We start from the raw sequence: 16,381 nt of genomic DNA, 5'->3' as shown, positions 1-16,381 counted from the left end.
TCATCTGAGCAAATTTCCCGCACCGGGATGACCCAGCGGCATTCCGGCGTTGTGGTTGGGCGTTCGGTGCCCGGCGTGGCGTCCGGAGGTCATGACCGGCTTTAATGGCCCCATGGCCACCTCGCGTGTCCGCACCACCGCACTGGGGTACGCGCTTGTCGCCCCCAGCCTGTTCGGCGTAGCCACCTTCCTGTTGCTGCCCATGCTGGTGGTGGTCTGGCTGAGCCTGCAGCGGTGGGACCTGCTCGGTCCGATCGAGTATGTGGGACTGGATAATTGGGCATCGGTACTCACCGATTCGTCGTTCGCCACCTCGCTTGCCGTGACGCTGCTGTTCGTGCTCCTCGTGGTGCCGACCCAAACCGTGCTGGGACTGATCGCAGCATCGCTGCTGGCCCGCGGACTCCCCGGCACCGGCTTCTTCCGCACCGTTTACGTATTGCCGTGGATCTGCGCGCCCCTGGCCATCGCCGTGTTGTGGAAGTGGATCCTGGCTCCCACCGATGGGGCGCTGAGCACTGTGCTGGGCCGGCAGGTGGACTGGCTCACGGATCCGGGCCTCGCGCTTCCGGTGGTGTCGGCCGTGGTGGTGTGGACGAATGTCGGCTACGTGACGCTGTTCTTTCTGGCCGGCATCCTCAACATCCCGGCCGATGTCCACAACGCTGCCCGCACCGACGGCGCCACCGACTGGCAGCGGTTCCGCCACATCACCCTGCCGATGCTGCGCCCGACCATGTTCTTCGTCCTGGTCACCGGAATCGTCAGCGCCGCGCAGGTATTCGACACCGTGTATGCGCTCACCGCGGGTGGGCCGCAGGGCCATACGGACCTGATCGCCCACCGCATCTATGCCGAGGCGTTCGGCGCGGCCGCGGTGGGCCGCGCCTCGGTGATGGCCATCGTGCTGTTCGTCATCCTCGTCGGGATCACGCTCCTCCAGCACATCTACTTCCGCCGCAGGATCAGCTATGACCTCACGTAACGCACTGATCTACGTGGGGCTGCTCCTCGGCGCGGTGATCACCCTGTTGCCCTTCGGACTCGGGCTGCTCACCTCGTTCACCTCGGCCGAGCAGTTCGCCACCGATCCCCCGCCGTCGCTGCCCACGCCGCCGACGCTGGAGAACTACACCGGGCTGGCCGACGCCGGGTTCGGTCGCGCCATCGTGGTCACCGCGTTGATGACCGCCGTCATCCTGCTGGGCCAACTCGTGTTCTCGGTACTGGCCGCCTATGCCTTTGCCCAGCTCCAGTTTCCCGGCCGTGACGCACTGTTCTGGGTCTACATCGCAACGTTGATGGTGCCTGCGACGGTGACCGTGGTGCCGCTGTATCTGATGATGGCCGAGGCCGGATTGCGAAACACCTTCTGGGCGCTGGTGCTGCCGTTCATGTTCGGCTCGCCGTACGCGATCTTCCTGCTGCGCGAGTACTTTCGGTCCATTCCGCGCGACCTGATCAACGCAGCCCGCCTCGATGGCGCTCACACCCTGGACGTGATCACCCATGTGGTGGTGCCGGCCAGCCGGCCGATCCTGGTGACCCTGGCCTTGATCACCGTGGTGAGCCAGTGGAACAACTTCCTGTGGCCACTGGTGATCACCAGTGGCAGCAAGTGGCAGGTGCTCACCGTCGCGACGGCCGGGCTGCAGACGCAGTACAACGCGCAGTGGACGCTGGTGATGGCGGCGACCACGGTGGCGATCGTCCCGCTGATCGTGTTGTTCATCGCGTTCTCGCGCAACATCGTCCGCTCGATCGTCGTGACGGGGATCAAATGAGCGTCGAGATCGACACCAGGGCTGTGAACACACCGCCGCAACGACCCTCACATCGATCTCGCGGTAGGCAGCGGCCATGAGGCGCTCGACGATGGCCGCGATCGGCCTCGCGCTGACCATGGTCGTCCTGCTCGTCGCCGCGGTGCTGCTCGGCCACACCACCGAACCCGAAGGCCGCACCGTCGTCACCGTGCGGTTGTGGGATCCGCAGGTCGCGGCGGCCTACCGGGAGTCCTTCGCCGAGTTCGGCAAGGAACACCCGGACATCGAGGTGCGGGTCAACACCGTCGCGTATTCGGCCTACTTCGACAGTCTGCGCACCGATGTGGCCGGCGGCAGCGCCGACGACATCTTCTGGCTGTCCAACGCCTACCTGGCCGGTTATGCCGACAACGGCCGACTGCTCGACATCGGACAGGCATTGGGCGCCAACGCCGCCCGTGCCTGGGAGCCCTCGGTGGTCAACCAGTTCACCCGCAACGACGCCCTGTGGGCGGTTCCGCAACTGACCGATGCCGGTATCGCGGTGTACTTCAACGCGGACCTGCTCGACGCCGCCGGAGTGGATCTCGCCGAACTGACCACGCTGCGATGGTCGAATGGACCCGACGACACACTGCGATCGCTGGCGGCCCGGCTCACCATCGACGAGCAGGGCCGCTCGGCCGGCACGGATGGTTTCGACATCGGCCGCATCCGGCAGTGGGGCTACAACGCCGCCAACGACCTTCAGGGCATCTATCTCAACTACATCGGCTCGGCGGGCGGCATCTTCAACATCGGTGACCGCTTCGCCTTCGACAACCCGCAGGCCGTCGAGGCGTTCACCTATCTGGTTCGGCTGATCAACGACGATCACGTCGCCCCACCGGCCTCGGCCACCAACAACAACGGAGACTTCTCCCGCAACACCTTCCTGCAGGGTCGGATGGCCCTGTTCCAGTCCGGCACCTACAACCTGGCCGCCATTGCGAATCAAGCCCGGTTCCGGTGGGGTGTGGCGATGCTGCCGGCGGGCCCAAAAGGCCGGGTCAGTGTCACCAATGGCATTGCTGCAGCGGCGAACTCGGCCACCCGGCACCCGGATGCGGTGCGCGAGGTGTTGTCCTGGATGGGCAGCAAGCGCGGCAACGAGTACCTGGGTGTCGAGGGCGCCGCCATTCCGGCCGTACTGGCCGCCCAGCCCGTTTACCACGACTACTGGAAAGCACGCGGAGTCGACGTCAGCCCCTTCTTCCGGGTGCTGCGGGGGCCGCGCATCCCAGCGCCCGGCGCAGCCGGCTTCCCGGCCGGATATCAGGCTCTCAAGCCGTATTTCGATGAGATGTTCCTGGGCCGCCGTGACATCGAGAAGTCTCTGGCCGACGCCCAGTGGGCGGCGAACACGGCCGCCGCACGTTAGGGAACTGCCGACGGCTCTGCCAGGCAGGTGTGCGGACCCCTCCAGTGACCGCGGGATCATGCCGACAACCGACTCGGCACAGGCTCCGGTGCTTCACTCTGGTTGGGCCACCATGCGCGCGGCGCCACCGCCAACTGGCCACGCCGCCGACCGCCGCGATAATTCACGTAGTACTGATCGAGTTCCTCTTGGCTGAGGGGTTCGGCGAAGATGTTCCCGCAATGGAGGGGATGGCGATTCCTTCGGCACTCGGCCAGCTTCAGGACCTGCTTGCGGAAACACATTACGGCTGCGATAAGGGAGCCTCCCAGGGCCACACCGGCGACTGCAGCCCAACCACTTCGGTAGGCCAAGGCCACTTCGAACTGCCCCTGCAGGGCGAACGTGCAAAGCAGAAACACGTATCCCATGAATGCGTATGAAATGTGACGAACAATCTTCAACATCCTGACCTCATAAGACTCTCGTAGCGGCCAACAAGGCGCAGACTTTGCGTCCCTTGTTGATTGGGCATTTCATGCTTTTGATGGTTCGCCGCCCAGCCGGCATTCAAAAGAGGTCTTGACCTTGTGTGGTCACAAAGCTCCCTTGTGCCCAGCACTGCCGGATGCTCTGGTGACCGATCGCTCCACGTCCGGGGCATCAGGAATTCAACACGTGCCTCACAGCACTTCGCCTACATTGGGCTGATGCCCCAGCACACCAGTGCATCCCGCCACCGCCGACTGACGGTGGGACTGTTTGCCGCGGCCATGTTGGCTGCCGCGCCGGCCTGCGCGGCCGGGCACTCCCCCAATTCCTCGGCACCGGCGGCCACTCAGAGCGATGCCGGTTTCGCCCCGGCGGCCCCGGCACCCGAGGCCGGTCCGGGGATGAAGAACGCGCCGATACCCACCGAGGTCAAACGCGACATCGTCAAGACCGCATCGATGTCGATCACCACCGGCAATCCGACTGCGGTTGCGGACAAGGCCGTATCGCTTGCCACCGATGCCGGCGGCCGGATCGACAGCCGGTCCGAGGACGCCGGCTCCAGTTCCGGCCACGCCCACATCTCACTGGCGCTGCGGGTCCCGGCCGCCAAACTCGAAGGCACCCTTGACGAGTTCAAGAAACTCGGCACGGTGCAGACCGTCGAGGTCCGCGCCGATGACGTGACCTCGCAGCGCGTCGACCTCGACGCGCGCATCAAGGCGCTGCAGACCTCGGTGGACCGGCTGCTGGGGATCATGCGGGACGCCAAGGATCCCGAGGCCCTCATCCAGGCCGAGAACGCGTTGTCACAGCGCCAGGCGGACCTCGACAGCCTGCGCGCGCAGCGCACCCAGCTCGGTGACCAGATCGACTACAGCACGGTCAATCTCGATATCACCGCGGAGCAGATCGGCGGCCCCGCGCCGCAGTATCAGGGGTTCTGGGGGCAAGTCGAGCGCGGGTGGCACGGCCTGGTCTCGGTGGCGTCGGGGGCGGTGATGGTGTTCGGCCTGCTCCTGCCGTGGCTGGCGGCCGTCGTCATCGCGGCAGTGATCATCGTGGCCGTCATCCGGCTTCTCCGGTCGCGTCCCGACCGGCCGTCAGCGCCGCGGCAGGCTGGTGGGCAGGACAGTCAGCTCCAAAGCCAGGGCACCGCCGCAGACCAGCACGAGGATGGCGAAGGCGATCCAATCCCGCGCCCGGGGCCCTGACGGTGCCGCCGAGATCTGGCCGGCGCCCCCGCGCGCGGTGATGGCATCACCCATCTCGTCGCCACGGCGCAACGCCACGGTGACCGCGGCCGCCAGCAGATCGATCAGATTGGCGATCCGCTGCCTGCGCCGTGCCCGGAACGTCTCGGCCGGTTCGACGGGGCGCAGCCGGTGCGCCGCATACAGCGTGCGGAACTCGTCGATCAGCATCGGGAAAGCCCGCAGTGCCAACGCAATCGTCACCGCCCAGTCGTGCACGGGGATGCGCAGCGCCCGCAGCGGACGGCCCAGCGTGGCCACCGCCGGGGCGACGTCGGCGACGTTGGTCGTCCACGACACCAGCGCGCCGAGCCCCAGCAGCACGATCGCCAGCGCGGTCACCCGCAGGTAGTTGAGCAGCCCGCCCAGACCGAGTTGCACCGACCCGATGTCGACAAACGGGGAGCCGCCGGCCAGCGCAGCCAGTGCCCCGCCCACGACCAGCAGGATCCACAGGAAGAACGGGATCGACGGCAGGACGCCACGCGGAATGTGCGCCAGTCTCGCGGTCACCAGCACCAGCACCGCGACGGCGCCGATCGGCACCCATCCGGGATAGAAGGTCAGCAGCACACCGATACCCGCCACGGAGAGCAGCTTGGTACCGGCCCACAACCGGTGGATGACGGTGTCGCCGGGCACCGGACGCAACAGCACGACAGGCTTGCGTTGTCCTCGTGTCGGAGCGGTCATCGGGCACCTCCGGCAGCTGTCGGGGCGAGGGCGAGTTCACCGTGATGCAGGTGCAGCGTGCGCGGGCACAGGCCCTCCAGTCCGGTGAAATCGTGCGAGATGACGACGACGGTCAGCCCGTTGTTGCGCCGCAGGTCCTCCAGCAACCGCAGCAGCCCCCGTTGGCTGGCGGCATCCAGTCCGGCCAGCGGCTCGTCGAGGATCAGCGCGCGCGGCGAGCGGGCCAACAATCCGGCCAGTACGACGCGACGCATCTGACCGCCCGAGAGCTGGTCGATACGGCGCTGGGCCAGTGCGGCATCCAGTCCGACCATCTCCAGCGCCCCCGCGACGCGGTCGTGCTCGCGCGCCGAGAAGCCTGCAGCGGAGGCGATTTCACGCCCCACAGTGGGGCGCATCAATTGCAGCCGGGCGGCCTGGAACGAGATCGCCACCGAACCCACCTGCTGCGCCACCGGAACCCCGTCGAGCAGGCAGGCGCCGTAGGTGGGAACCGTCAGCCCGGCCATGATCCAGGCCAGGGTCGATTTGCCGGAACCGTTCAGGCCGTGCACCAGGACTCCGTCGCCCTCGTTGACGGTGAACGTGATGTCACGCAAAGCCGTTTTCGCCCAAGGGGTTCCGCTGGCGTACTCGTGTCCGACACCGGTCAGTTCCAGCACCGGCGCGGCGTTGTGCACGACGGGCGTTGCGGCGACGGGCACCGCGGAGGTCTGCACCATGTCGGTATTGTCTGCGGTGCCGCCGTTGCCGTTGAGCATCACGGTGCGGTCGGCGGAATCGGCCTCGTCGTTGTAGTGCGTGATGTGCACCAACGACATCTGGTGATGATCGGTCAGCCCCGACAAGACGTTCATCAAGGTGTCGCGGCCCTGTTGGTCGACCATGCTGGTGACCTCGTCGGCGATCAGCAGCGAGGGTTCGCGGGCCAGCGCCCCGGCGACGGCCAATCGTTGCAGTTCGCCACCGGACAATCCTCCGGTGTCACGTTCGGCCAGGCCGGACAGTCCCACTTCGGCCAGGAGCCGCTCCACATCGACAGTCGCGCCGACGGGCAGTCCCCACACCACGTCGTCAGCCACCCGGCTCCCGAGTACCTGGCTTTCCGGATGTTGCATCACCACTGCGGTGCCGCCGATGCGACCCAGCCCCACGGCGCCGGCCCGCTCGATGCTGCCCGCGGTGGGTTGGCGCCCGGCCAGCATGAGCATGAGCGTGGTCTTGCCCGAGCCGTTCGGCCCGGTCACCGCGACATGCTCGCCTGGCTGCAATTCCATCGACACCGGGCCCAGCGCGTCGCGCTCGACGCCGGGGTACCGGAACCGCACGTCGATCAACCGGGCCGGGACAGGAGCGATCGGCGCTGCGTCGTCCTCGTCCTCGGCGTCGAGCTTGTGGACGTCGGGGACCCCGAGCAGCCGGGCCAGGATGCGCGAAAGGGCCCACCAGCCGATCATGCTGATCGAGGTGATGCTGGCGATGCCGAGGAACAGCATGAGCACCGGCCAGTAGTCGATCATCGTGGCAAAGATGTTCCTGAGCGGTGCGGCGGCCACGTCGATCACCGGGATGCGCTCGAGCACCTTGGCGATCCCTTCGATGCCTGCGCTCAGCGAGTCGAAGATCAAGCTGCGCAACCTCGTCAACACGGTGAGCGCCACGATGATCGCCGATCCGAACAGCGCCCCGGCCACGATGGCGGCCACGAACGCCGTTCCGGTGCCGCGGCCACGGCGCTTGACCACGCCGGTCAGTCCGCCGATGTAGGCACAGTCGAAGACTGTCATCGCTCCGCCCATGCCGGCGATCAGGAAGGCGATCGTGCCCGCGGCGACGGTGGCCGCGAGCAGCACCCGCAGCCGGTAGCGGTAGGCCAGCAGGCCCATGGGCACCGTTCCGAGCACCGAAAGCCCGCCGGCGAACGGCACCACCACGGCGATGATCGCGGTGGCCGCACAGAGTGCAGCCATCACCGCGGCCTGCGCAAGCTCGCCGGGAGTGAGGCCGCGCCGAGGCGTCGTCGCCGGGGGTATCGCGGTCATCGTTCGATTCTGCCAGCCGCGATCGCGGGTGTCGGGTGCCCGTCATGTGAGCGCGGGCACGCCCGCCGACTAGACTACATAGTAAATCTATGTAATATGGGGGGATGTCGACCCCGACCGAGGATGCCACGGTATCCGACGACACCGAACTCGGCGCTGACCTGTTGGCAGTCGTCGCCCGGTTGAACAGGCTGGCCACCCAGCGCACCCGGCTACCACTGCCCTGGGCTCAGGCCCGGCTGCTGTCCACCATCGAAGATCAAGGCGAGGCACGAATCTCCGACCTCGCCTATCTCGATCACTGCTCCCAGCCGACCATGACCACCCAGGTTCGCCGTCTGGAAGACGCCGGCCTGGTGTCACGCACCACCGATCCCGGCGATGCCCGCGCGGTTTTGATCCGCATCACCGAGCAGGGCCGGCAGACCCTGGAGCAGGCCAGGGCCGATCGCGCCGCCGTGATCAACCCTCGGCTCGAACGCCTGACCGCCGAGGAGCGCAAGACGTTGGCAGCTTCCGTCGACATCGTTCGACGGTTGCTCACCGACGTCGACGAGCATCCACTGCCGCTCAAAAACTAGATAGGAGTTACCGCCCTGATGTGGCGCCAACCCAAGGCCGTATGGGCCGTCGCTTTTGCCTCCGTCGTCGCCTTCATGGGCATCGGACTGGTCGATCCCATCCTCAAACCGATCGCCGACAACCTCGACGCCTCGCCGTCGCAGGTGTCGTTGCTGTTCACCAGCTACATGGCGGTGATGGGCGTGGCGATGCTGATCACCGGCGTGGTGTCCAGCCGCATCGGCCCCAAGCGCACCCTGCTCCTCGGCCTGGTGATCATCATCGCCGGGGCCGGCCTGGCCGGGATGAGCGACACCGTGATGGAGATCGTGGGCTGGCGCGCACTCTGGGGCCTGGGCAACGCCCTGTTCATCGCCACGGCGCTGGCCACCATCGTCAACTCCGCGAAAGGCTCTGTGGCACAAGCCATCATCCTCTATGAGGCAGCGCTGGGCCTGGGCATCGCGGTCGGCCCACTGGTCGGCGGTGTACTCGGCTCGATCTCCTGGCGCGGCCCGTTCTTCGGCGTCTCGGCGCTGATGGCCTTCGCCCTGGTGATCACCGCCTTCCTGCTCCCGGCCACGCCGCGCGCCGAACGCGCCACCACACTTGCCGATCCGTTCCGGGCGTTGCGCCACCGCGGACTGCTCGGCGTCTCGATCACCGCACTGTTCTACAACTTCGGGTTCTTCACCCTGCTGGCCTTCACCCCGTTCCCGCTGGACATGACCGCCCATCAGATCGGGCTGATCTTCTTCGGCTGGGGTCTGGCGTTGGCGTTCACCTCCGTGGTGGTGGCCCCACGACTGCAGCACCGTTTCGGCACGGTGCGGGTACTCATCCTCAACCTGCTCGCCTTCACCGCCGTGCTGGCCGTGATGGCGGTGTGGACGGATTCCAAGACAGTCCTGGCATCGGGTGTGGTGATCGCCGGCCTGTTCATCGGCATCAACAACACGCTGATCACCGAAACCGTGATGAAGGCGGCCCCGGTGGAGCGTGGTGTCGCCTCGGCCGCCTACAGCTTCCTGCGCTTCGGCGGTGCCGCCGTGGCGCCCTGGCTGGCCGGGGTGCTCGGCGAGCAGGTCAGCGTGCACCTGCCGTATTGGGTGGGCGCGGTCGCCGTGCTGGCCGGTGCCGGGGTGCTGACCCTGACCCGTCCGCACCTCGTCGGGATCGATGTCGAAGAGGACGAACTCGACGAGCTGACCGACGAGGCGACTGCGGTCACGGTCGGCTCCGACAGCTGACGCCGGCGGCGAATCCCACCCCGAGCGTCGGCAACGCTCCCCACAATGGGTGACATGTCGCAACAGTTCGACGGCGAGGCCCGGTTGTCATGGGTTCTGGCCGGCCTGGCCGGACTACTGGGGGCAGCGGCGTTCACCCATTCGGCGGGGTACTTCGTCACCTTCATGACGGGCAATACCGAGCGGGCCTTCCTCGGGCTGTTCCAGGACGAGACGTGGCTGGCGATCGGCGCCGCACTGCTGTTGGCATCCTTTGTCGGCGGTGTGGTGATCGCATCGCTGTGCCGCCGCCATCTCTGGGTCAATCACCCGCATGGCGCCACCGTGCTGACGACGCTGGCGCTGGTGGTGTCCACCGTGGTCGACATCCTCGAACGCGGCTGGACCGCCCGCGATGTTCCGTACGTCCCAATCCTGTTCGTGGCCTTCGGCATCGGCGCATTGAACACGTCGTTCGTCAAGGACGGCGAGGTGTCGATCCCGCTCAGTTATGTGACCGGGACGCTGGTGAAAATGGGACAGGGCATCGAACGCCACATCAGCGGAGGCCGGCTGAGTGATTGGCTGGGATATTTCCTGCTCTGGGCCGGATTCGCCGGCGGCGCCGTCGTCGGTGGCCTCATCAGCGTCGTGGTCAGCGGATCCCAGATGCTGCTCGTGGCCACCCTCGTGTGTGGGATCACCGCGGGGTACACGTACTTCTACTTCGATCGTCACGCGTTGTTGAAATAGCGGCCGCTCGCCGAGATTGACGTGAGGGTCGTGATCCGGCGAGATTCACGGCCCTCACGTCAATCTCGATGCGCCACAGACGATCAGACTCCGCGTGTGTAACGCGATCAGGTGTGCCGATGAGTCCAACGAACAGGGTGTCCGAGCGCCGCGCCGACCAGCGCCAGCTTGTCTTCGTCCATCGCGTACACCGGGTCTCGCGCCGCGACCGACCAGGACGCGAAGCCCTGGGGCGCGTCGTACACCAGATCGTTCAATGAAGTCCGAGTGCCATAACACGGCGTCGTCACATCCAGCGGCCAGAACCCCATGGCATCCGTCCACGCACGGTTCAACTGGGCAACCCACCACTCCATGTTCTTCGGGTTCTCGCCCACCAAAGTCCCGCATGCCGGGCAACCGATGGTTTCAAGGCACTCACCGGCGTCCTCCAACACCACCCGGCCGGGCCGGTTCACCTTGATCTCGATATCGCTTCCCATGAGCACCTCGAACACGGCACGCGCGGCGTCCTCGCGATCCAGGCTGGGAACCCATCGCGGATCGGTCGGAAACACGGCATACCATTCGACGCTCACGAAGCAATCGTCCCGCACACCCGAGGCGGGCCAGACCGCGAATTCTCACATCGCGAACAACAGGAACTGCGTCACCTGCGTGGGCGAGAAGTTGTCGTCGCTGACCGCGATCACCGATTGCCGACCGTCGGCAAGCTTGGGCCCCAACGTGATTCCCTCGATGTTGTCCAGCGGCGTCAGGCCTGGCGTGGTGGTCAGATCCGCCAGCAGCGTCTTGGTCATCTCGGTGGAGCCCTCGACGATGCCGGCCCGGTAGATCCGCACCGCCACGTGCGTCCCGAATCCACGCTCGATCACCAGAAAGCTGCTGTCGTCGAGCGCCACCAGATCCGACAATCCGTTGTCTCCGCCCGGCCCGGCGGTGACCGGGTCCAGCGGATAGGTGTACTGGCCGCTGACCGCCCCGGACTCCGCGTCGAAGCGGACGACCCGCGTCACCGCACCGTGCTGCTCATCCGGTGGCGGACCGTCGTCATAGCCGGGCCCCTCCATGGCCGCCCACAGATACCGTCCGTCCGGTGTCAGGGTCAGCCCTTCCAGCGTGCTGTTACGCCGCGGGCCGTGTTCGCCGGCCGACATCCGCAACCCGTCGGGCAACGCGAATTCGCCCAGAAAGCTACCGTCGAGGGCGGCGGTCCGCACCCACGGGTCCAGCAGGATCGGCGCACCCGGCCCCTCGACCCGCCGCTCCCCCTCGCTGGTCCAGTACAACCGTTGTCGGCGGGCATCGAAGGCGATGGCCTCGGGGTCGGGCGGCACCACGGGCGGCTGCACGTTGCTGTTCAACGGGCCGAACGGCTGTGCGTCGCGGTCCAGCCACGGATGGGTGGCGACGAACTCGACGTCACCGATACCGTTTTCCGACAACGTGATCCGCGCAGTGTAGAAGCGCGCCGGCCCCTTCGCGGAACGGTCGTCGCTGATGATGTAGTACAGGTCGTCGGCCGCGTCATAGCTGATCCCTGACAGTCCACCGATCACCGTGCCGTCCAGCACGGCGCCGGAAGCCACCTGAAGCTGACCGAGGTAGTCGAGGCCGGGCGTGGCCTGGGCCGGCCCGCACGCCGACAACACCAGGGCGCCGGCCAGCAGGATTGGACGCAGCATCAGGTGATGACGGCACCGACCAGGATGCCGACGGCGTAGGTGGCCGCGATCGCAACCGCCCCGAACACCAATTGCCGCAGCCCCGCGATGGCCACCGGTTTACGGGTGAACTTCGCCGCCACGCCACCGGCGATCAACAGACCCACCCCACCGCAGGCCAGACCGGCCCACAACGATTCGAAGCCGAGCAGATACGGGATGAGCGGGACGATCGCACCGATCGCGAACAACACGAAGGACGAGCCGCCTGCCACCCACGGCGACGGCTTCTCCGTCGGGTGCACGCCCAATTCCTGCACGAGGTGAAAGTTCAAGGCCCGATTCTGGTCGCGATGGATTTCCTCACTGGCCTTCGTCGCCGTCTCGGCCGTCATCCCCATCTCCTGGAGCATGGCCACCAGTTCGGCCTGCTCTGCCTCGGGATTCTTGCGGAACGACCGCTGCTCAACCTTGACCTCGGAATCGACCTGCTCGTTGGACGTCGTCACCGAGGTGTATTCACCCAGTGCCATCGAGAAAGCACCCGCCAACAGCCCGGCTACACCGCTGAGCACCACAGTCTGAGCCGACGCGCTGGCCCCGACACCGGCGATCAACGCGGTATTGCTGACCAGACCGTCCATCGCGCCAAAGGTCGCCGCGCGCAGCCACCCACCGGTGACATCGGCATGCCGGTGATAGCTCACATGCGGCAACCCGGTGGGAGACAGTGACTTACCGACCGAATCCGGCATGGCGTCAGTCTTTCGCGCCGAGGTCGAGCTTGTCCAGGAAGGCTTGCCTTCCCAACAGATACCGGGTCAACCGTCCTATTACCGCCGCCGCACGCGTTACCGTCGGATATGACCTCCACTGCCGAGCATCTGCGAAACACGCTGGACGGCCGTTGGCGCGACGTCAAGAACGCCATGCGGACCACGTTGTCGGACGAGATCTTCCGGCCGCACTACACCCCCAACACTGCGATCGCCCGGGCCAAGGTGACCGAGCAGCTCAAGATCATGGCGGCGGCCGGCGCAGCCGAGGACGGCTTCCGTAAAGAACACGGCGGCAACGGCGACGTGGGCGCGGCCATCACGCGCATCGAGATGCTGGCCATGAGCGACCTGTCGCTCATGGTGAAGGCCGGGGTCCAATGGGGCCTGTTCGGCGGCGCCATCGAGAATCTGGGCACCGAGCGCCACCACAAGGCTTACGTGCGCCGGCTCATCGACCTGGACCTGCTGGGCTGTTTCGCGATGACCGAGACCGGTCACGGCAGCGATGTGCAGGCACTGGAGACCACCGCCACCTACGATCCGACGACCGAGGAATTCGTCATTCACTCCCCCACCCCCACCGCGCGCAAGGACTACATCGGCGGGGCCGCCGAAACCGCCCGGGTGTCAACTGTTTTCGCACAATTGATCACCCCGGACGGTGAAGGGCACGGCGTGCACTGCTTCGTGGTGCCCATCCGTGACGACGAGGGCAATGACCTGCCCGGTGTGACGACCTCGGACTGCCACTACAAAGGCGGCCTGCCCGGCGTCGACAACGGACGCATCGTGTTCGACCATGTGCGCGTCCCGCGGGAGAACCTGCTCAACCGCTATGCCGACGTCGCCCCCGACGGCACCTACAGCTCACCGATCGAGAACCCTGGCCGGCGGTTCTTCACCATGCTGGGCACCCTGATCCGGGGCCGGGTCACCGTCGCCGGCAGCGCCTCGGCCGCGGCCCGGGTGGCACTGGACATCGCCACCCGATATGCGTTGGAACGCAGACAGTTCGAAGCCCCGAAGAGCAACCAGGAAGTCCTCATCATGGACTACCTGGTGCATCAGCGCCGGCTGCTTCCGTTGATCGCCAAGTCCTACGCGCTGCAGTTCGCACAGAACGAACTGGTGGCCAAGTGCCATGAGTTGCAGACCTCCGACGATCCCGATGCCGAGGAGCAGCGCGAACTGGAGGCCCGCGCGGCCGGACTGAAAGCCGCCAACACCTGGCATGCCAGCCGCGCCATCCAGGAAGCGCGCGAAGCCTGCGGCGGCGCAGGCTATCTCGCGGAGAACCGGTTGATCGCCCTGCGCGCCGACACCGACGTGTTCACCACTTTCGAGGGCGACAACCATGTGCTCACCCAACTGGTGGCCAAAGAGCTGCTCACCGCCTACGCCGACGACATCAAGGGCATGAGCCCGGTCGAATGGGTCCGGTTCGCGGCCAACTACGCCGGTGAGCGGGTGCTGAAACGCACTGCCGCCGAGACCATCATCCAAACCGTCCTGGACACCCGCCAGGACAACGAGGAGGAGGGCAGCCTGTTCAACCGCGGTACCCAGGTCAAGATGTTCGAGGACCGCGAGGAATACATGCTGGCCTCGGTGGCCCGGCGACTGCAGGGCAAGGCCAAGGAGATGTCGGCCTTCGACGCGTTCAACGCCGTCCAGGACCACGTGCTGCATGCCGCGCAGGCGCACATCGACCGCGTCATCCTGGAAGCGTTCGTCGCCGGCATCGACGCCTGCGAGGACGACACCGCACGCGAACTCCTCGACGATGTCTGCGATCTGTACGCGCTGTCGGCGATCGAGCAGGACAAGGCCTGGTTCATCCAGCACCGTTTCCTGTCCACCGAACGTGCCAAGGCCGTGACGCGCGGGATCAACGAACGGTGTCGCTCACTGCGCCCGCATGTCGAAACCCTCGTCGACGGGTTCGGCATCCCCGAGCAGTTGCGCTACGCGGCGATGCTCGACCCCGCCGAGCTGGTCAACGGCTGAGGCGTCTCAGGGCTTCGGAATCGGGTCGACGGCAACCAGTTTGCCGTCGTCCCCGATCCGGAACCGCACGGTGGCGATTCCGGTGGGCGAGGTGGGTGAGTCGTGGCCCTGCTGCCACTGGTAGTTCACCACCACGGTGTCATCGGCATTGGTGACCACGTTGATGTAGGGCCGCGGCTCCGGGGTGGCCGGGCCGAGCGGCGTCTGCCGGTCGAAGAACAGCAGCTGCCCGGCGCTGTTGGGCTCGGGGTTGGTCTGGCCCACCTGGACCCAGTACAGCCGGCAATTGGTGGTGTGTCCGGAGCCGATCTGCGTCCACTGCCTGCCCGCTTCGGGAGCCGGCAGTTTCGCGATCTGGTCGGTGACCGTGTCGGCGCTGGGGCCGTCGGTCGGTGCGCAGGTATCGGGTTTCGGAGGCGGTGCGGATGACGGTTTCCAGCCGCAACCAACCGCGAGGAGACCGACGAAGGCGACGATGGCGATCAGCCGTGAGTGCACCCCCCAAGGGTAGCCAATCAGACCGGCTCAGCGAGTGGGCTGACGGCGGCGCGTCGATAGGCCACACTGTTTGCGATCTCACTCGTGATCGTCGAAGTACCACCGCTCACAACCACTGACCCCAAGGAGACACTGATGGCATGGTTCCTCGCCATGGAAGGCCCCGCCAACAAGGCCGTGCTGTACCAACTGCAGGAATCAGTCAACGTCCAACAGATAGCCGAGGAGATGTCCAGCGCCGCCACCCTCGATCGCGCGGTGCCCGTCCCTGCCGTGCTGGCGAACAACCGGCAACAGGTGACGGTGTACGTGCGGCCGGCGGCCTGGGGCGTGTGGACGTTCTATCAACTGTCCGAAGAGGAGCGGAAAGCTCTCGCGTCGGCGGCCAATCCACTTGTGGAGGCGCTTACCCAGGCGGCCCGTCAGGCTCAGACCCGGCCCCAGTCGTAAGGCTGGGGTTTGGAGAACTTGCTCCCCCGATTGGACTCGAACCAATAACCGCCCGATTAACAGTCGGGAGCTCTGCCAATTGAGCTACAGGGGACTACCTTCCGCGGAAGCCGCGGCCGAGCGTTGACTCTAGCGCATGGACCGCCGCTGCCGCCAACTCGCTCCCAGACGGGCGCGCCGGGGCGTCGGTGAGGCAGGATGGAGGACACAAAGTTGTCGTCTGGGAGGAACGCTGTGATCCGCTATGCCGCCGTGATCGCCGTCGGCTACGTGCTCGGCGCCAAGGCCGGGCGACGCCGCTATGAGCAGATCGCCAGTACCTATCGCGCGGTGACCGCCAATCCGGCCACCAAAGCGGTTCTGGACGCCGGCCGGCGCAAGGTCGCCAAACGGGTGTCGCCGGATCCGCAGTTCCTCACGCTGACCCCCATAGACGCAGAAACGTCGGTGTTCTCCACGAAGGAGAGCACCGACGGTTCAGCGAAATCTCGCTGGTAGAGCTAGCCGATCCCCTGGTTGATCGACGTGCCCGGCAGCAGCGGGCCGGTCACCACGCCGTTTTGCCCAACGCCGACCCACGGCGTGCCGATGTTGGCAGGCGTTCCGTTCGAGTAGGACAGGCACTTGCCGTCCTCCTTGTTCCCGAACCAGGCCAGGCAGGCCGGCTGGGCCGAGACCTCGGGGCCGGGGGCGGACGTCGCGAGGAACGCCGGGGCAGCCGCGGCCGCCCCTGCGACCAGCGCAAATGCGCCGACTGCGGCGTATCGCCGCGTCTTGGAGCTGAACAGTGTCACC

The 16,381-nt window shown here is 66.5% G+C and carries 18 protein-coding genes and 1 tRNA gene; 10 read left to right on the top strand and 9 right to left on the bottom strand.

Annotation, left to right across the window (positions count from 1 at the left end; all coding sequences use genetic code 11):
• Nucleotides 1-112: 112 nt before the first annotated feature.
• The 3 genes from ACWEFV_RS25335 to ACWEFV_RS25325 all read left to right on the top strand — a co-directional run bounded on the left by ACWEFV_RS25335 (nt 113) and on the right by ACWEFV_RS25325 (nt 3,186).
• Nucleotides 113-985, top strand: a complete 873-nt coding sequence (locus ACWEFV_RS25335) for a carbohydrate ABC transporter permease (protein ID WP_450072196.1) — start codon at nt 113-115, stop codon at nt 983-985.
• Nucleotides 972-1,784, top strand: coding sequence for a carbohydrate ABC transporter permease (locus tag ACWEFV_RS25330; RefSeq protein ID WP_450072195.1), 813 nt, complete (start codon nt 972-974; stop codon nt 1,782-1,784). Before ACWEFV_RS25335 ends, ACWEFV_RS25330 begins: the two co-directional genes overlap by 14 nt.
• Before the next feature lie 76 nt (nt 1,785-1,860).
• A complete protein-coding gene (locus ACWEFV_RS25325; RefSeq protein ID WP_450072194.1) occupies nt 1,861-3,186 on the top strand; it encodes an ABC transporter substrate-binding protein in 1,326 nt (441 codons plus the stop codon).
• Nucleotides 3,187-3,242: 56 nt separating this feature from the next.
• Here ACWEFV_RS25325 and ACWEFV_RS25320 read toward each other — a convergent pair whose 3' ends face one another.
• Nucleotides 3,243-3,632: a hypothetical protein gene (locus ACWEFV_RS25320; RefSeq protein WP_450072193.1), complete on the bottom strand. Its 390-nt coding sequence runs from the start codon at nt 3,630-3,632 to the stop codon at nt 3,243-3,245.
• Between the two features lie 306 nt (nt 3,633-3,938).
• Between ACWEFV_RS25320 and ACWEFV_RS25315 the strand changes: the two genes are divergently transcribed.
• Nucleotides 3,939-4,871 (top strand): DUF4349 domain-containing protein, encoded by a 933-nt coding sequence (locus ACWEFV_RS25315; protein ID WP_450072213.1) that lies wholly within the window; start codon nt 3,939-3,941, stop codon nt 4,869-4,871.
• On the opposite strand, the gene ACWEFV_RS25310 is transcribed toward ACWEFV_RS25315, so the two are convergent.
• Together ACWEFV_RS25310 and ACWEFV_RS25305 are read right to left on the bottom strand one after the other, a co-directional pair.
• A complete protein-coding gene (locus ACWEFV_RS25310) occupies nt 4,761-5,603 on the bottom strand; it encodes a CbiQ family ECF transporter T component (RefSeq protein ID WP_450072192.1) in 843 nt (280 codons plus the stop codon). The genes ACWEFV_RS25315 and ACWEFV_RS25310 overlap by 111 nt on opposite strands.
• On the bottom strand, nt 5,600-7,645 hold the full coding sequence (locus ACWEFV_RS25305; protein WP_450072191.1) for an ABC transporter ATP-binding protein: 2,046 nt from the start codon (nt 7,643-7,645) through the stop codon (nt 5,600-5,602). The genes ACWEFV_RS25310 and ACWEFV_RS25305 overlap by 4 nt, the downstream gene beginning before the upstream one ends.
• A gap of 104 nt (nt 7,646-7,749) precedes the next feature.
• Here ACWEFV_RS25305 and ACWEFV_RS25300 point away from each other — a divergent pair, with 104 nt between their 5' ends.
• From ACWEFV_RS25300 to ACWEFV_RS25290, 3 genes are read left to right on the top strand one after another with little or no spacing between them, the layout of a single operon-like run.
• On the top strand, nt 7,750-8,226 hold the full coding sequence (locus ACWEFV_RS25300; protein WP_135456106.1) for a MarR family winged helix-turn-helix transcriptional regulator: 477 nt from the start codon (nt 7,750-7,752) through the stop codon (nt 8,224-8,226).
• A gap of 18 nt (nt 8,227-8,244) precedes the next feature.
• A complete protein-coding gene (locus tag ACWEFV_RS25295) occupies nt 8,245-9,456 on the top strand; it encodes an MFS transporter (protein WP_450072190.1) in 1,212 nt (403 codons plus the stop codon).
• 54 nt (nt 9,457-9,510) lie between these two features.
• Complete coding sequence (locus ACWEFV_RS25290) at nt 9,511-10,188, top strand: YoaK family protein (protein ID WP_286175073.1); 678 nt, start codon at nt 9,511-9,513, stop codon at nt 10,186-10,188.
• 107 nt (nt 10,189-10,295) lie between these two features.
• Here ACWEFV_RS25290 and ACWEFV_RS25285 read toward each other — a convergent pair whose 3' ends face one another.
• From ACWEFV_RS25285 to ACWEFV_RS25275, 3 genes are read right to left on the bottom strand one after another with little or no spacing between them, the layout of a single operon-like run.
• On the bottom strand, nt 10,296-10,766 hold the full coding sequence (locus tag ACWEFV_RS25285; protein WP_450072189.1) for a hypothetical protein: 471 nt from the start codon (nt 10,764-10,766) through the stop codon (nt 10,296-10,298).
• A gap of 45 nt (nt 10,767-10,811) precedes the next feature.
• Nucleotides 10,812-11,873, bottom strand: a complete 1,062-nt coding sequence (locus ACWEFV_RS25280; protein WP_450072188.1) for an esterase-like activity of phytase family protein — start codon at nt 11,871-11,873, stop codon at nt 10,812-10,814.
• Nucleotides 11,873-12,607 (bottom strand): VIT1/CCC1 transporter family protein, encoded by a 735-nt coding sequence (locus ACWEFV_RS25275; RefSeq protein WP_135456116.1) that lies wholly within the window; start codon nt 12,605-12,607, stop codon nt 11,873-11,875. The genes ACWEFV_RS25280 and ACWEFV_RS25275 overlap by 1 nt, the downstream gene beginning before the upstream one ends.
• 108 nt (nt 12,608-12,715) lie before the next feature.
• Here ACWEFV_RS25275 and ACWEFV_RS25270 point away from each other — a divergent pair, with 108 nt between their 5' ends.
• Nucleotides 12,716-14,638 (top strand): acyl-CoA dehydrogenase family protein, encoded by a 1,923-nt coding sequence (locus tag ACWEFV_RS25270; protein ID WP_450072187.1) that lies wholly within the window; start codon nt 12,716-12,718, stop codon nt 14,636-14,638.
• A gap of 6 nt (nt 14,639-14,644) precedes the next feature.
• Here the strand turns inward: ACWEFV_RS25270 and ACWEFV_RS25265 are convergent, their stop codons facing one another.
• Nucleotides 14,645-15,136: an LppP/LprE family lipoprotein gene (locus ACWEFV_RS25265; RefSeq protein ID WP_450072186.1), complete on the bottom strand. Its 492-nt coding sequence runs from the start codon at nt 15,134-15,136 to the stop codon at nt 14,645-14,647.
• Nucleotides 15,137-15,271: 135 nt separating this feature from the next.
• On the opposite strand from ACWEFV_RS25265, the gene ACWEFV_RS25260 reads away from it, so the two are divergent.
• Nucleotides 15,272-15,586 (top strand): hypothetical protein, encoded by a 315-nt coding sequence (locus tag ACWEFV_RS25260; RefSeq protein ID WP_135456123.1) that lies wholly within the window; start codon nt 15,272-15,274, stop codon nt 15,584-15,586.
• A gap of 21 nt (nt 15,587-15,607) precedes the next feature.
• On the opposite strand, the gene ACWEFV_RS25255 is transcribed toward ACWEFV_RS25260, so the two are convergent.
• Nucleotides 15,608-15,680: transfer RNA gene (locus ACWEFV_RS25255), tRNA-Asn, on the bottom strand.
• A gap of 140 nt (nt 15,681-15,820) precedes the next feature.
• Here ACWEFV_RS25255 and ACWEFV_RS25250 point away from each other — a divergent pair.
• Nucleotides 15,821-16,084 carry a hypothetical protein gene (locus ACWEFV_RS25250; protein ID WP_135456124.1) on the top strand — a complete coding sequence of 88 codons (264 nt, stop codon included), beginning with the start codon at nt 15,821-15,823 and terminating at the stop codon, nt 16,082-16,084.
• 2 nt (nt 16,085-16,086) lie between these two features.
• On the opposite strand, the gene ACWEFV_RS25245 is transcribed toward ACWEFV_RS25250, so the two are convergent.
• Nucleotides 16,087-16,380 (bottom strand): DUF7155 family protein, encoded by a 294-nt coding sequence (locus ACWEFV_RS25245; RefSeq protein WP_450072185.1) that lies wholly within the window; start codon nt 16,378-16,380, stop codon nt 16,087-16,089.
• Nucleotide 16,381 lies beyond the last annotated feature (1 nt).

This window comes from Mycobacterium sp. NPDC004974, assembly GCF_053600815.1.
Note: the sequence above shows the minus strand (reverse complement) of the source record. Positions and strands in the feature narration are given on the sequence as shown.